Here is a 14,150-nt window from a genome sequence, read left to right as displayed (position 1 = left end):
ATCCGTGAATTTAGTTTTCACCACGCCCTTTAGACGTGGATTTAACCTCGTCTTTTTTTGGCATAGTGGTTAATCCTTTTTTAAAATACTTGACTTGTGTGTATATGTGTGTATAATACTTGATTAAGGCAAAGGGGGGTATCACGTGAACTCTTTTAATTCTGTGCATTTTCTGTTTGCCACTCTCTTATCTTATCTACACGATTAAGACATACGTCACGCTCACGCTTTAAAATAACTGCATATCTCGACACATCGCCGTAAGTGCTACCTGTGAATCCTGTTTTATCTAAGTGTGCGAGAAGTGCGGCTGGAATACTTGGGCACACTTGCGCTACGGGTTTACTGGCGCAAGAAGTCAACAATAGAACGAGGAGCGCGAGCATTAAAAGCGTCAGTGCTCTTTTCATCATGTGAAATAGAATTGATTGCATCATCTGATTTACTCCTAGACTCACTCTCAAGTCTGCTTATTTCGAGTGTGAGTTGTCTGTTTATTTCTTCTTGCTGTTTGAGCTTTTTGATACTTTCGCCCTGTAGTGAAATGGTTTGGGCTTGAATGGTGTTTTTGGCTTTTAAGTTAGAAATAGATTGGAACTGGAACCACAACGCGACACACAAGCCCAAAATTACGATGATCAAGATTTGTGTAAGTCGGCTAAACATAGCTCACGTTCCTTTTGTCTGCGAATTTCAAGTCCATGTAATACTTTACCGTTGGCGTATTTCCAGCGTGGAAATTGATCGCACATTGCTTGAATATCGCCATTTTTTGCGTGTTTAAATAACGTAGAATATTTCAGCTTAGAACATCCAACATTAAATGTGATTGATACCGCTGCCTCAAATGTACTTTGCGGTAAGTTCTTTCCACTTGCCCAGTTATTAACGCATTTTTCAGCCACTTTGATGTCATTTACCCAGCGTTTCGCTATCTCTTCGTCTGAATATCTTTTACGCTCGATCGGTAGTCCGCTTAATTCCGTGGAGCCAACACCAACGGTTAGAACATCAGCAGGACATTTATATGGTTCACGTGCGCAACCTTCAGCATTACCAATAATTTCTAGTCCACGCTCACCGGTGCGAATCTCAGTTGAGTGATTGGACATGACAACAGTGATAATCATTGCTACAGAACAAGCCGTTATCTTCTTAGCGTGTTTCATTCTATATCAAGCCCTTTTCTCAATCGTTGCACATGTAGCCGGTGAAGTTCTTCTTTTCGCTCTTCGTCACGAATTCTAATTTTTCTTTCTTCTTCTCTCGTTTTGAGTTTTCTTGCTTCTTCTCTAATTCGCACTCTTCGCTCATGAAATTTTGAGGATAAGTTAACGAGAGCGGTAACAATACCGATCGCAAGACTAACCATCATCAAGTTTTGTTGATCGCCTAGCCAAGCAAGTAAGCCACTAAATCCCGACCAGATATATGATTGCGTCCCAGCATCTTTCATTTTCATAATCTCCACCCCCTTGCCTTTGGGGTAATAAAAAAGCCCAGTCCGTTAAGACTAGGCTTGGTTAGAATTTCTGCTAGAATACTGTTCCCCAACAAATAAACTAGCAGAGGTTTAACATGGAATTATCAGTTAAAAGTAGTTATTACAATTATCCATTTCGTAGCGATAAAGGTGATAATAACGCCATAAATTACACGCCGAACGCAGGAGGTATGGATTTAGTGAACAATCCTGAGTTAATAGAAAATATTCTCGAAACAGAAAATCTCCCAGAATTAAAGCAAATCATTATAGATATGAACGGCAAGGATAGCCCATATATGACCCTCGGATGCGCAAATTGGCAAGCTAATGATAATTCTGGCATATTTACATATCTGGAATTTTCATTTAGAGATGTTATAACCGCAAACAATATTGAATTTATATCACAGATAGATAAACTCTTTCTTGATTGGTTATATAAACAGTCAGACAAACTAAATGTTAATCCAGATATTCTTGTGCGGGAAACGTCACGGAGAATTCACTGGGAATATCGCCCATTCTCTTATTACGACGATAAAGAACGCAATTTGATATACATGGAGATTGCATCTCGGGAGTTTCATGAGTGCGACCTGCTTTACAACTATGTTCGTATTTTTCTAATGAAGCATCTTGTAATTCCATAATCATCACCAATAAAAAACCCCGTCCATTTCTGAACAGGGCTATTAAAATTCATTTGGTGAATCATACTTACACTACGACCACCTTACAATAAAATAATAGGACAAGGTGACAAGCTTGTCAATACTTAATTTTTACATTATCGACACATTCGCTACAATTTCGCAGAATTAGAAAGCCTTTTACAAGAAGTTCGTGAATTATGGCTTTTGCTAGTTTTAGCTCCTTCTCTACGTTTCGTTTAAATGTTTTTAGACTTGGTACTCTAATTTTAGACTTGCCAGCACAAGGTTGCATCGGCACTTCATCGCTGTTATTTCTCAAAGTTACCGCGATTTTATTTATAGTGCATTTGTTTACATAATACGAGAACACAATAAAGCGAAGTGCCTTATCGTTTTTCGTGAAGAACTGATCTACTACTTCACTTATCATCATACCTGTTTCATCATCACATATGGCCTCGCTTGGTTCTGCTGGCGTTACACTCTGCATTAATCTACCAATGATATTAAATTGTGTTTTATCAAACCGTTCAGTTCTAATCCAGTTGCCCCACATATCCATCCACTTGTCAACAAAATATTCTTGTTCTTGTGTTAATTTTAATTCACTAAATTTCATTCCCCGCCCTCTAATTCTTTAATTTTGTTTTTGTACAGCGCAATCTTTGCTTTGATTTCGTCGTTTGTGAGTTTTAGTGGTGGATGGTCTTTTCTCTCTAACCTTTCTACTTCTTCAACACCAATCTTTCTAATGAGGTTGATTCTGTATTCTGTAACATTTCCACTTTTATGGTTATTACAGGCAGAGCATTGTTTATGGACGTTTTTTTCATCAAATCTTAGCTCTGGTGATGAACCGACTGTTTTATAATGCCCAGCATGCCATTGCCCTTGATGATAACGACAGCAACTAATACAAGGCTCATCTCTATCTCGTAATCTAATGAATTTATTAAAAATCTTTTGTAAATCGTTTAACCAATCCCTTCTTGTTTTTAACGCTTCTTTTCTTGCTCTCATTCGCTTTGCTGTTTCTACACGTTCAGCTTTCTGGATTTTTTCACGTTTCTTTCTTGCCTCTTCTTTACTTAGTTTGATAGCACAATCAACTGAACAGACTTTCTGTGTTGACTTGCTTTTCACAAAGTAGTTATCACAGACCTTGCATCTGTGTTCTTTGGGCTTATTTAAATTAACCATTGACAAATATTTCCTGCTTAATTAATATTCCTAACAGGTCTGAAAACCTAAATCCAGAGCGGTAATCCGCAACCGAAATCCTATGCGGTTTTTTTGTATCTAAATTTCGTGCTTCTTTTTCTCTATCAACAAATTTAGGCAAAAACGGTATATAAGAATCAATGTCGAGAGGGCGAGGAATACAATACCTTCGGGAAATAACTCCAGCCGAACTTTGGACGGTTTTTCAGCCTCTCGACACCACTCTGAAAAGTGGAAAATTTGAAAAATATCCAAAGGAAAAATTATGTCTAACTTAACCATTCTTAATAATTCAATCCGTACTTTAAATGACCTTTATTCATTAACTGATTTACACCGTCTTAGTGGTGGTGAAGAAAAACATCGCCCTTCTCATTTCTTACGCTTAGATCAGACTAAAGAACTAATCACAGTTATTAATAACGAAAATTCAAATGTACAGATCTGTACATTTAAAATAATTCGCGGCTCTCAAGGCGGAACATACGCTTGCGAAGAATTAGTTTTATCTTATGCAATGTGGATTAGTCCTAAATTCCACTTAATTGTCTTAAGAGCCTTTTTAGCAATGCACAGAGGTGAAGTAAAACCCCAACAGCTCGCTTTGCCTGAACCTGAAAAGAAATATACATTCTCATTTACTGAATACGAACTACAACAACTTGCTTGGGCTTGGTTTGCATTTAGTCGTTGTACTGAAACACTACGCAAACTTTATTCTCCATTGCAAAAATTAGGCTCGCATTTCGCAGTAGAAGCATATGGTTGCGGTGTGGATTACTATCACTTAGTACAAAATTCAAATGACACTATTAATCGCATAACAAAAGAATTTAAATGCGTAAGTCATAACAATTGGCGAGTGCTAGAACACGTTCGTAATTTCGATAAGAACGCAGTAATCTACAACCAAATTCACGATTAAAACTCCTCAAAAACCAACCGCACTTTGAGAAATCAAGTGCGGTTACTACCCCAAAATCCGTGTCTATCGTTAAATCTAACACCATGACTTACACCGTAAGCCGTCACATACTCAATTAAGCTTGCCATGCGCTTAACACTCATTCTTGCTGAGCTTTCGCGGATATTGACAAACTCACCCTCTAGACCTGGTACAACGTCTGCTTTTTCATTGGTAGCCATCGCATGACCTGAAATAAACAGCACTTTCCATTGTTCCATCGTTAGCTTACGTCCCATAAACTCAAGCTGGCTTGCAACGTCTTGACACATCGCATGGAATTTGGCGTTTTGCTCGAGGTTGCGTGTTCTTGGCTTAATATCAATCACTAATGGATTTGTTTCTATCTCATTACCTTTCTCGTCTTTTACGATTTTTGGTAAAGGTAACGTTTTAATGAATTCAATCGCATTTAACCGTACTTGTTCTGAACGTAAGAAGAATTGGTTTTTAATTTCCATGACTAGACCTCATTTCCCCAGACATCCCAACCATCAGTAGTATTGCGCGCGAACAATTCAATGCGTGGCAAGTCGCCCATCAATTCCACAATCTTTTCACGCACAACGTCAGGCTTTTTGCTATGATGTTGAACTGGTTCAACAACAACTTGTGAAACGCTCGCATTTACTCGTTTTGGCTTTCCTCTCGTTGCAATCAAGCACACTTCACTATTCGCGCGAGTCCAGTTACCACAGCCAAAGAAGTAGGTATTAGTCTGTTTCTTGTTAGTCTTAACCCAGTTAAACCCTATCGTTTTATACTCAAACCCCCACGCCTTGATTGCTTCTAACGCTTTGTCGAGAAGTGGAAACGTAGCCCACAGAAATAAAATGCAATCTTTATCTGCTATCTCGCTCACTGGTATTGACTTAATCTCACTAAACGTCATCGTGCTGTAATGATTTGTTGCCGCACCATTGCTAGCTTTATTTGAATAATTCCACGGCGGGTCGGCGTAGATGATTTGATATTTTTTGTCTGTGTTAAATTGAATACTCATGCAGCACCTCTACGAGCATAATTCTTGAATTCCATCTGCTGCACTGGCTTTTCATTAGTAAATTGATATGCCAACGCTTGATCGCAATCTACAAAATGCCCTTTATCAAACTTCATATAAGCCGTTCCAAGTTCACCAAAACGATTTTTAGTGATAATTGCCTCTGAATAATCGTTATCACTGTCTTTTTTGTATGCCTTTTCTCTGTAAAGCATAATGATTTGGCTGGCATCCTGTTCGATTGAACCGCTATCTCTTAAATCAGAGTTCTGAGGACGTCTATCACCACGAGAATCAACCTCACGGTTTAGTTGACTTAGTAAAATGATTGGTACATTAAAGTTTTTAGCGAACGTTTTAAGCGTACTTAATGAATCCTCAATTAATTGGCTCTTATTCGCACTTTTAAGCGAGCCGTGATTCATTAATCCAAGATAGTCAATACAGATTGCGGAAAGTGGTCCTGTATTGCTTAAATGACTTTCTGTGATAGATACAATCTCATTTGCTGATAAACCACCACGATCGACAAAGTAAATGTGATGATCTTTAATTTTCCCTAGCCCATCACCGACTCGACCAAATTCAGTTTGATCCATGCAATTTGGATTGCGGAGTTTTCTAACTGGAACATTTGCATTGGCACTTAAAATGCGGTCCATCAATTGTTGATTAGCCATTTCTAAGCTAAAAAATAAGACTGCGCCTTTTTGCTCTGCAATATTGCGAGTGAGTGTTAAAGCAAACTCTGTTTTACCCATGCCAGGGCGACCAGCGATAATAACGATATCAGTCGGATTAATACCGCCTAAAATGTTATCTACAGCCTCAATACCTGTATGAAGAAGTCTTGAATTGAAATCTTGTTTACTGCGTTTTTCTAAGACGTCAATATATTCATCAACCAATTCCCCCATGACGACAGGCTTAACTTCAACTTTACTGCTTAAAAGCTTTTGCATTTCAGAAAGTGCTTTTTCTGTGATTTTTTCTGCCTGTTCGTCTCTTGCTTGAGATAGTTTTGCAGCCATTTCAAGCATGGTTTTTTGTGCAGTGCGATTAACCCAAAATGACCGCACTTTATGCGCATAACCAGTAAGATTCGCGGGTGTAATTGTGTTTTTCACAATTTCTGCCAAGTTGGCGAAGTCTTCGCCAAAATCTTGGTGTAGTAAAATAATATCGATCACGTTATCTTTGCGTGCTTGTTTACGAATGTTGTTATACATTGAACCAAGTTGATAAGTAGCGAACATTTCAGGCTCCAACCATGTCATCACTTCACGAGCTTGAGCAGTTAATCCACCAGCAAGAAACGAACCAATTAAACTGTATTCAAGGTCATACGTTGTGTTTTTCATAGCGCACCCTCGATTGTTTTATCCATAACTTTTTCCCTCACGATATATTCAAAATCAGCACGCCAGCCACGATCATTCTCGCCAAAGTAAAACGGTCTTGCTGAGTACATAAAATCCAAGAAATAATTTTTAAATGTTTCTGCATCACAAGAACCAAAGCGTTTTTTCATGACGCTAGCAAGTCTTCTAATCTTTCGTTTTCTTGAGTCGCTAAGATTTTTTGGATCTGCAATCATTGGTAGATTTCTGTCAGTATCACGAACACAGTCGTTGTATGCTTGTGCTATTCCTGAGTAATCAATATTTGGTGATTTTTTATTTTCAAGAACTTTCCCACCGTCACCATCAGCGTTAGCTGATTCACCCGTAGGGGTAAGGGGTATATCTTGTGTATAGATCTCTTTATTCTTATGGTTATTGGTATGGTCATTTTGACCACATGACATCTGGTCATTTTGACTATATCGATCATCCCATTTTGACCTCATGGATGAACCGTTTTGGTCACATCGCATCTGGTCATTTTGACTAGTCAATTCTTCAATTTTTTCATAAGCAATTGAGTACCATTTTGTTTTATCCATTTTCATTTTATTCAATTTGTTTGTAGATAAAATCAAACCCATTTCTTCAAGTCTTTTAATCGTTCTTTGTATTGTTTTTTTCGACCAAAAAGGAAATACTTCGCACCATTCATCAATAGTGTTATATATCCAAGTACGGTCTTCGTATTTGTGATTGCTGATATTGAGAAAATAATGCAATTGCTGAACAAAGATCGCCTCATTCAAGCCAATAGCAACGGCAAGACTAGGGATAACTTGTAATGGTTGTTCATTAATTAATAGCTTGCTCATCCTCTACCTCTCCACTCTGTTTATCTTCTGCCTGATAGTCCCAACGCTCTAATAATCCATCTACACAATATTCTAGTAATTCATCCACCCGAACAGGTCTGTTGAATCTCTCCATATCACACCACCATCGAATACTGGGCTACTCGTTTACCGCTTGGAACTGTAATCATTTGAGATTTGATTTCATAACCACGCTTTTTAAGCTCATGAATACGTGCGCCAAGACGTAGGCAGTTGAAACGTCTCTCTGCATCTAAGTGCGTTAATTTCTCGCCATTTTTTAACGCTTTTAAAATTTGCGCACTTTGTGCTTTACTTTCGTTTTCGTTTAAATTAATATTTTCCATAGTATTTTTTTCCATAATTAGCCACTGTTGCCGCAGTGGTTTTTTATTTGCCTTTCTTCTTTTTTCTCGCCAATCTCTTAGCCTTATCCAGCAAGTACGTCATTACATCTGGTTTAAATGAGCTGCGCTGACGGTACTCTTGAATGCAGGTAGAAATAATTTCATTAGCTGTTATCACATCTACCCCCCCCCTGCGATAGGAAGAGACGCAATTGTTTGGTGATAAATTCTTCTGAGTTCATTGCGCTAACTCCATTTTTAAGCAAATAGCTTGCTCAATTAATTGTTCCACTTCTGCTAAGATTCTTTGTTTTTCACGTTGAGATAAATCACGCCCAAGTTCCGAATCAGTCTTGACAGAATTTTTAATCTCTTTTCCGACTTTTCCGCTTGATTCCGCGATGTCTAGAAATCGAGAAAGCACATCTTGACCACACTCACTACATCTAGGCATCGGCACAACAATGTGATCGATTTGTGCCGCTATTGCTGAGATCGTTTTCTTGCTTTGAACGGTGGCGATTAATTCAATCGCTTCGATAAAGCTCAATTGATTCTGTTCGCAATCCACGTTGAGTTTGTTGCCAAGAAGGTTTGGCGACTTCTCTAACGTATAAGCAAGAGAAGTAATACCGCCTGAACTATTCTTACAATCTCGGTGTAACAATCTCTGTATCTCTTTGCTATTCATGAAAATTTTTCCTTTTTTCTTGAAGATTGTTTTTTAGTTAGTTGGTAAGTTAGTTTTGAACAGAAGGGAAAATGTCATCTAATGAGCAATTAACGCCTAGCTCGTTTAGTTTTCTAACAATCGCTTTCGCATTAAAAAGTGTTGGCGTTCTTACCCGAGCTTCATAATTGCCAATTCTTGACTGTTTCCAGCCCATCTCTTTTGCGAATTTAGCTTGAGATAAGCCTGTCTCCTTTCTGTATTTTTGTAAGTTATTCATACAATATCCTTAACACATTAAACACAAATTTCGTGTTTATTATAAACACGACCAAACACAAATAGCAACTTGTTTTAACACTTATATAAACACGCTATGTGTTATATAATTCAAAAGAGGTGTTTTTATGAGCAAAATTATCGACAGAATTAAGTCAAAGAGACTCGAATTAAGACTTAGCCAAGCAAAACTAGGTGAGCGTATAGGGTGGAACCAATCCAGAATTGGTAATTACGAGGCAGGCACTCGTGAGATGGATGATTACATTCTAGGAAAAATAGCTGAGGGACTTGGCGTGACTCTTGATTGGCTGAAATATGGCGATCAAGGAAAAGTAGAATCCAATGTGAAAGATATTGGCTCATTTGATTTATGGGATCGCAATACCCCACTGCATGACGAAGATATCGAAGTACCATTTTTACAAGATATTAGGCTTGCTGCTGGTAATGGATTTGCAGATGACATCATGGACTACAACAATTTTAAATTGCGCTTTTCTAAAGCAACATTACGTAGACAAGGTGTGCAATATGAAAATGCAGTCTGTGTTGTGGCAGAAGGTGACTCAATGGAACCTGCAATCCCAGATGGAGCAACTGTTGGTGTAGATATGGGGAATAAAGTTATTCGTGATAACAATATCTATGCAATCAATCACGGCGGATTATTACGCATTAAAATTTTAAACAAAATGCCAAATGAGCAAGTATTGATCAGAAGTTTTAACTCAACATCATACCCAGATGAAATAGTAAACCTAGATGAAATTGTAGTGATTGGGAAAGTATTTTGGTATTCGGTTTTGTTGTAGGTCTTCTGGTGGTCTGTGCTTTGTGATTAGGGATTTTAATTTAAGGAAAAATATGACATTAAAAAGACATAACTTCAATGTTAGATTCTATTCTGTTTGTTCAAATAATAGTTTTAAATTTAGAGATTTAGTGAGCCATTTTAAAGATGATTCAATGCCAGTAGTAACAATAGGAAATTATGTGCGAAGAATACATATTTTTTCTGATAATTCAGATTTTGATAATTCAATATCTGGTTATTTTTCAACATTTAGAGAAGATCTCTTCCATAAAGGAAATAAAAAGACAGGCAAAGAAGAACTTATAAATCTTGAAGATGATGAATCTATTATAGAAAGAAATTACTTCAAACTATTTTATGGGAGAGAAAAAGAAGTATTAATATACCATAACTCTTCTCTATATGGGAATATAAGAAATTTTGAAAGTTACATTACAAACTTGACCCAGCAAATATCAAGTGATAAAAAAGTCCATCAAATAACAATAACTGAAATTGGAGCAGAAGATTTTTATCCAAATAACAGAAATACACCACTAACTCAAATAGAATATAAAATTTCCAGACCTAGAAGCAAAAAACCAAGAGATGGTGAAGATCCTTGGGTTCAAGAGCAATTTGATGAAATGAAAGAGCTTGGCGTAGTAACTCAAAGGGTTATTCTTTATTCAAGAAACGGTTTGTTACCAGATGCCTGGAATCATGTAAAGACACTTCTTAATCTCGACAGAACGAGCATGTTGAAAGTAAAACTCAAAGATATGGAGCAACCTATAGACTTAATTCATAATGTATTAAAAGATAGATTTTCAATTCAAGCATTATCAAGAGAAGAAGTTGAACCCCAAAAAATTTTTTCAGAAATTCATAACATGAAAGAAAAACACAATGATATACTAAAAGAGTACCTTGATGATGAGGAGTAGCTAAGGAGATAAAAATGCACATTAAACATTGGAAGAAAATAGCGTTTGTTGTTAGTTTTGGTGTGCATTTTTATTTATGGCAAAGTGGCTCCTTTGCTGGTTTTACTCTTGATGAAACTCATGAGTTAAGCAATAACCTGTTCTCTATATCAGCAACGCTAATAGGATTCATTTTTGCAATAGTCGCTATTTTAGTTACAATCACGGAAAATCCACTTATAAAAAAAATGAGAAAAAATGGCATGTACTCTGAAATAATAGATCATCTTGGCTATCTAATAGCAGGATTCAGCATAACAATGCTACTTAGTTATACCTGTTTGTTATTTTCTGGTGAATTATTAAATTATTTATTAATTTGCACTTCTTTTATCTTTATGTATAGCATGCTTATGCTGATTACTGATATGTTCAAGAGATTAAAATTAACATTTAGAAATTTAGACTAATTCTATAAACCGCCTTATCTAAGGCGGTTTTTCTTTACCTGAAATTCCCCCCCTCATCTCTTTTCTGTGACATAGCTCACAAATTCAGCAATTAATCAAAAAATCTCAAAAATATTTTTCTTTTATAATCACACAATTAACACAAGAAAACACAATTTATTTAAAATAAATGTGTTTAACATGTTTACAAATAAACACAAATAGTGTTTAATAAACACATTAAAACGAGATACACATCTCACGCTCTTTAAAAATCTACATATCACAAGTTAATCAAATATAGTCTTATTGATTAAGTAGTCTGTGATTGCGACACAATTTGGTTAAGTGGATTAAGGTTACTTGATTAAGACCTCCACGTGCTAGCGACATAAATCAAGATTCACTTAAAAGCGCATTTAAATAATAAGAATACGCTTTCAAATGAGAGAGAAAGGAGCAAGATATGAAAGTATCGAAAATGCTAAAACAGGCTAAACGCATTGCTGAAAAACAATCGAAATTAACTGCTAAAAAAATGCCTAATAGAGTTAATAAGGCGTTGATTGATGTTCCAGTTAAGGCTAAGAAATTAAGCAATATTGCGAATTATAACTGCAATAAAGGGAAACTTGGCGTTAATACAGTAAGAGCTGTACAGAAACGTAGATTGGGTTGTAGAGAATTAATCAGATAAAAGGATATAAATATGAAAGTAGTAATTATTGTTATTGAAGCTGAAGAAAACAAAAACAAACTGCCTGAAGAAGTTAAAGAGCAAATTTTCCAAACGGTTTTAGAGAGTGCAAGCCGAAGCACAAGCTTCTTGCCAGAAGAACTTGCTGCTTCGCTCATTGAAGCATATAAGAAAATCAATCTGTCTTAAGTCCACGTTTTTTTGCTTCCTCATAAATCTCTTCTGCAATATCAAATAACTCTTTGAGGCGTTTTTTTCTAAGGGTTCTATTTTGTATTGTTAAATAATGATCGGAGGAGGCTGACTGAAAAGCTAAAGATAATGCATCTTTAAAAGAAAAATGTTCCATAATTTAATCCTTATTTTGTGTTGTGGTATTAAAAATATACAGTTAGCACAAAATAAAATCAATTCCTTATGTGTTGTGGTGACAAGTAAGGGCGAGTTTTGTGGTTCTCGTTAAAAAAACCGCATTGACACCCACCGCTCTTTCGGATTAAGATAACCGCACTACAAGCCGTTTAAAACGGCTTTTTTTGTATCAATTTTAGGAGAAATAACTAAATGGCTAATGATGTAATTTTTGTACAAGACACAGAAATTAGAGTGATTCAGCAAAATGATGAAGATTACATTAATATCACGGATATGCTCAAGGCAAAAGATGGTGAGTTTTTTATTAGCGATTGGTTAAGAAACCGAAATACGCTTGAATATATTGGCATTTGGGAAGAATTAAACAATCCAAATTTTAATTATGGCGAATTCGCCATAATTAGAAACCAATCTGGCCTAAACCGATTCAAAATTAGCGTAAAAGAATTTGTGGCGAAAACAAATGCGATTGGGTTACAAGCAAAAGCTGGACGTTATGGTGGAACTTATGCTCATAAAGATCTCGCCCTTGAATTTGCAATGTGGATTAGCCCTGAATTCAAGCTCTACCTAATCAAAGAATTCCAACGCCTCAAACAAAAGGAAACTGAAGAAAGCAAATTAGAGTGGAGTGTTAAACGGATTCTTAGCAAAGCAAATTATCGCATTCATACCGATGCAATTAAAGAACACCTAATTCCTAGCTTACTTAACACTAAACAACATCAATTTGTTTATTCAAGTGAAGCTGATATACTAAATCAAGCTTTATTTGGGCAAACAGCTAAACAATGGCGAGATAACAATCCTGATTTAAAAGGTAATATGCGAGATTATGCTACTATTGAGCAATTAACAGTACTTGCAGGATTAGAAAGCCAAAATGCCTTATTAATTCAACAATGTATACCACAAGAAGAACGCTTGGCTATTCTAAATCGCCTTGCAATTCAACAAATGAATTCATTGTTACAAACAAAAGCAATTGAGCAACTCAAAGAAAAACCATTGCTATTAGAAGAATAGCTTTAAAGCCCATTGACATAATACACCCTTTTATTTTACTATCTGCCTCAAGGTGTCGAAACCTTTAATGTACAAGGCGGATAGTGTAACTGGTCGCCAAGAGCGACTTTTTTTATATCCGTAATCCTGACTATGTCGGGAGGGCGACTAATACAATACCTTCGGGGAATAAGTCCAGCCCTTACCTTGTACGGGGTTTTCGAACCTCCCGACGCCATTGTCGAAAATGGCTTGTTCTAAACAAATAGTACGAGGATTATATTATGTCAACTCAACTCTCAACATTCCTTTTTGAAACACACATCATCCGCACTTTATCTATTAACAATGAACCTTGGTTTATTGCCAAAGATATTTGTAAATCACTTAATATCGCCAATGTCAGCGATGCACTTTTAAAGCTAGATGGCGATGAAAAAATGATTTTAGATAATACCCTCGGTTTAACCGAGAGTATCGCAAGACAGGTTCAAGAAGTAAATTTAGTTTCAGAAAGTGGAATGTACACCCTAATTTTACGTTGTCGTAACGCAGTGAAAAAAGGATCTGTTCCACACCGCTTTAGAAAATGGGTGACTGCAGAAGTCCTCCCCCAAATCAGAAAAACAGGGAAATATGAAGTCCAGTCACAACAGCTCGCTTTGCCTGAACCTGAAAAGAAATATACATTCTCATTTACTGAATACGAACTACAACAACTTGCTTGGGCTTGGTTTGCATTTAGTCGTTGTACTGAAACACTACGCAAACTTTATTCTCCATTGCAAAAATTAGGCTCGCATTTCGCAGTAGAAGCATATGGTTGCGGTGTGGATTACTATCACTTAGTACAAAATTCAAATGACACTATTAATCGCATAACAAAAGAATTTAAATGCGTAAGTCATAACAATTGGCGAGTGCTAGAACACGTTCGTAATTTCGATAAGAACGCAATAGTCTACAACCAAATTCACGATTAAAACTCCCCAGAAACCGACCGCACTTTTTATCGTGTGGCGGTTTTCTGCACCCAAAATTCAGCAAATTGAACAAAAAGG

At 36.6% G+C, this 14,150-nt stretch carries 24 protein-coding genes; 9 read left to right on the top strand and 15 right to left on the bottom strand.

The annotated features are described in order from the left end of the window. Positions 1–155: 155 nt before the first annotated feature. From lysC to ACFSAV_RS07425, 4 genes are read right to left on the bottom strand one after another with little or no spacing between them, the layout of a single operon-like run. Entirely contained in the window at positions 156–437 is a 282-nt protein-coding gene (lysC, locus tag ACFSAV_RS07440; RefSeq protein WP_379097987.1) for an Rz1-like lysis system protein LysC, read from the bottom strand. Continuing rightward, entirely contained in the window at positions 343–666 is a 324-nt protein-coding gene (locus ACFSAV_RS07435; RefSeq protein WP_379097984.1) for a DUF2570 family protein, read from the bottom strand. Before ACFSAV_RS07435 ends, lysC begins: the two co-directional genes overlap by 95 nt. Then, complete coding sequence (locus ACFSAV_RS07430) at positions 639–1,169, bottom strand: lysozyme (protein WP_379097981.1); 531 nt, start codon at positions 1,167–1,169, stop codon at positions 639–641. Before ACFSAV_RS07430 ends, ACFSAV_RS07435 begins: the two co-directional genes overlap by 28 nt. Further along, complete coding sequence (locus ACFSAV_RS07425; protein ID WP_081273045.1) at positions 1,166–1,462, bottom strand: hypothetical protein; 297 nt, start codon at positions 1,460–1,462, stop codon at positions 1,166–1,168. The genes ACFSAV_RS07430 and ACFSAV_RS07425 overlap by 4 nt, the downstream gene beginning before the upstream one ends. A 116-nt stretch (positions 1,463–1,578) precedes the next feature. Between ACFSAV_RS07425 and ACFSAV_RS07420 the strand changes: the two genes are divergently transcribed. Further along, a complete protein-coding gene (locus ACFSAV_RS07420; RefSeq protein WP_379097978.1) occupies positions 1,579–2,136 on the top strand; it encodes a hypothetical protein in 558 nt (185 codons plus the stop codon). A 118-nt stretch (positions 2,137–2,254) separates the two neighbouring features. On the opposite strand, the gene ACFSAV_RS07415 is transcribed toward ACFSAV_RS07420, so the two are convergent. Both ACFSAV_RS07415 and ACFSAV_RS07410 read right to left on the bottom strand, forming a co-directional pair. Next, positions 2,255–2,758, bottom strand: coding sequence for an antiterminator Q family protein (locus tag ACFSAV_RS07415; RefSeq protein WP_379097975.1), 504 nt, complete (start codon positions 2,756–2,758; stop codon positions 2,255–2,257). Continuing rightward, entirely contained in the window at positions 2,755–3,339 is a 585-nt protein-coding gene (locus tag ACFSAV_RS07410) for a recombination protein NinG (protein ID WP_379097972.1), read from the bottom strand. Before ACFSAV_RS07410 ends, ACFSAV_RS07415 begins: the two co-directional genes overlap by 4 nt. Positions 3,340–3,625: 286 nt before the next feature. Between ACFSAV_RS07410 and ACFSAV_RS07405 the strand changes: the two genes are divergently transcribed. Continuing rightward, positions 3,626–4,285, top strand: coding sequence for a KilA-N domain-containing protein (locus ACFSAV_RS07405; RefSeq protein ID WP_379097970.1), 660 nt, complete (start codon positions 3,626–3,628; stop codon positions 4,283–4,285). A 32-nt stretch (positions 4,286–4,317) separates the two neighbouring features. Here ACFSAV_RS07405 and ACFSAV_RS07400 read toward each other — a convergent pair whose 3' ends face one another. The 8 genes from ACFSAV_RS07400 to ACFSAV_RS07365 all read right to left on the bottom strand — a co-directional run bounded on the left by ACFSAV_RS07400 (position 4,318) and on the right by ACFSAV_RS07365 (position 8,842). Continuing rightward, the gene (locus ACFSAV_RS07400; protein ID WP_379097967.1) at positions 4,318–4,785 is read right to left on the bottom strand and encodes a recombination protein NinB; all 468 of its coding nucleotides are present in this window, start codon (positions 4,783–4,785) and stop codon (positions 4,318–4,320) included. Positions 4,786–4,787: 2 nt separating this feature from the next. Then, on the bottom strand, positions 4,788–5,327 hold the full coding sequence (locus ACFSAV_RS07395) for an MT-A70 family methyltransferase (protein ID WP_379097964.1): 540 nt from the start codon (positions 5,325–5,327) through the stop codon (positions 4,788–4,790). Further along, the gene (locus ACFSAV_RS07390) at positions 5,324–6,688 is read right to left on the bottom strand and encodes a replicative DNA helicase (RefSeq protein ID WP_379097961.1); all 1,365 of its coding nucleotides are present in this window, start codon (positions 6,686–6,688) and stop codon (positions 5,324–5,326) included. Before ACFSAV_RS07390 ends, ACFSAV_RS07395 begins: the two co-directional genes overlap by 4 nt. Next, positions 6,685–7,545 (bottom strand): hypothetical protein, encoded by an 861-nt coding sequence (locus ACFSAV_RS07385; RefSeq protein ID WP_379097958.1) that lies wholly within the window; start codon positions 7,543–7,545, stop codon positions 6,685–6,687. The genes ACFSAV_RS07390 and ACFSAV_RS07385 overlap by 4 nt, the downstream gene beginning before the upstream one ends. Continuing rightward, positions 7,526–7,660, bottom strand: coding sequence for a hypothetical protein (locus tag ACFSAV_RS07380; protein WP_255313092.1), 135 nt, complete (start codon positions 7,658–7,660; stop codon positions 7,526–7,528). The genes ACFSAV_RS07385 and ACFSAV_RS07380 overlap by 20 nt, the downstream gene beginning before the upstream one ends. A 1-nt stretch (position 7,661) precedes the next feature. Continuing rightward, positions 7,662–7,892, bottom strand: coding sequence for a helix-turn-helix domain-containing protein (locus tag ACFSAV_RS07375; protein ID WP_250190664.1), 231 nt, complete (start codon positions 7,890–7,892; stop codon positions 7,662–7,664). Positions 7,893–8,130: 238 nt separating this feature from the next. Further along, the gene (locus tag ACFSAV_RS07370; RefSeq protein ID WP_379097954.1) at positions 8,131–8,559 is read right to left on the bottom strand and encodes a phage regulatory CII family protein; all 429 of its coding nucleotides are present in this window, start codon (positions 8,557–8,559) and stop codon (positions 8,131–8,133) included. 73 nt (positions 8,560–8,632) lie between these two features. Next, positions 8,633–8,842, bottom strand: a complete 210-nt coding sequence (locus ACFSAV_RS07365; RefSeq protein ID WP_005720263.1) for a helix-turn-helix transcriptional regulator — start codon at positions 8,840–8,842, stop codon at positions 8,633–8,635. A 127-nt stretch (positions 8,843–8,969) separates the two neighbouring features. Here ACFSAV_RS07365 and ACFSAV_RS07360 point away from each other — a divergent pair, with 127 nt between their 5' ends. The 5 genes from ACFSAV_RS07360 to ACFSAV_RS07340 all read left to right on the top strand — a co-directional run bounded on the left by ACFSAV_RS07360 (position 8,970) and on the right by ACFSAV_RS07340 (position 11,898). Continuing rightward, entirely contained in the window at positions 8,970–9,656 is a 687-nt protein-coding gene (locus ACFSAV_RS07360) for an XRE family transcriptional regulator (RefSeq protein ID WP_014391464.1), read from the top strand. Positions 9,657–9,708: 52 nt separating this feature from the next. Further along, positions 9,709–10,584 (top strand): hypothetical protein, encoded by an 876-nt coding sequence (locus ACFSAV_RS07355; RefSeq protein WP_379097950.1) that lies wholly within the window; start codon positions 9,709–9,711, stop codon positions 10,582–10,584. 14 nt (positions 10,585–10,598) lie between these two features. Beyond that, entirely contained in the window at positions 10,599–11,033 is a 435-nt protein-coding gene (locus ACFSAV_RS07350) for a hypothetical protein (RefSeq protein ID WP_379097947.1), read from the top strand. Between the two features lie 445 nt (positions 11,034–11,478). Next, positions 11,479–11,709: a hypothetical protein gene (locus tag ACFSAV_RS07345; protein ID WP_379097945.1), complete on the top strand. Its 231-nt coding sequence runs from the start codon at positions 11,479–11,481 to the stop codon at positions 11,707–11,709. A gap of 12 nt (positions 11,710–11,721) precedes the next feature. Continuing rightward, on the top strand, positions 11,722–11,898 hold the full coding sequence (locus ACFSAV_RS07340; protein WP_379097942.1) for a hypothetical protein: 177 nt from the start codon (positions 11,722–11,724) through the stop codon (positions 11,896–11,898). On the opposite strand, the gene ACFSAV_RS07335 is transcribed toward ACFSAV_RS07340, so the two are convergent. Further along, on the bottom strand, positions 11,885–12,058 hold the full coding sequence (locus ACFSAV_RS07335; RefSeq protein ID WP_379097940.1) for a hypothetical protein: 174 nt from the start codon (positions 12,056–12,058) through the stop codon (positions 11,885–11,887). The genes ACFSAV_RS07340 and ACFSAV_RS07335 overlap by 14 nt on opposite strands. A 215-nt stretch (positions 12,059–12,273) precedes the next feature. Between ACFSAV_RS07335 and ACFSAV_RS07330 the strand changes: the two genes are divergently transcribed. Further along, the gene (locus ACFSAV_RS07330) at positions 12,274–13,110 is read left to right on the top strand and encodes a KilA-N domain-containing protein (protein ID WP_265162141.1); all 837 of its coding nucleotides are present in this window, start codon (positions 12,274–12,276) and stop codon (positions 13,108–13,110) included. A gap of 263 nt (positions 13,111–13,373) precedes the next feature. Beyond that, positions 13,374–14,072 carry a P22AR C-terminal domain-containing protein gene (locus tag ACFSAV_RS07325; RefSeq protein WP_379097936.1) on the top strand — a complete coding sequence of 233 codons (699 nt, stop codon included), beginning with the start codon at positions 13,374–13,376 and terminating at the stop codon, positions 14,070–14,072. The last annotated feature ends 78 nt before the right edge of the window (positions 14,073–14,150 follow it).

The organism is Pasteurella oralis, assembly GCF_042681465.1.
Classification (GTDB): Bacteria; Pseudomonadota; Gammaproteobacteria; order Enterobacterales; family Pasteurellaceae; genus Pasteurella; species Pasteurella oralis.
This window is presented reverse-complemented; position numbering and strand designations above follow the sequence as displayed.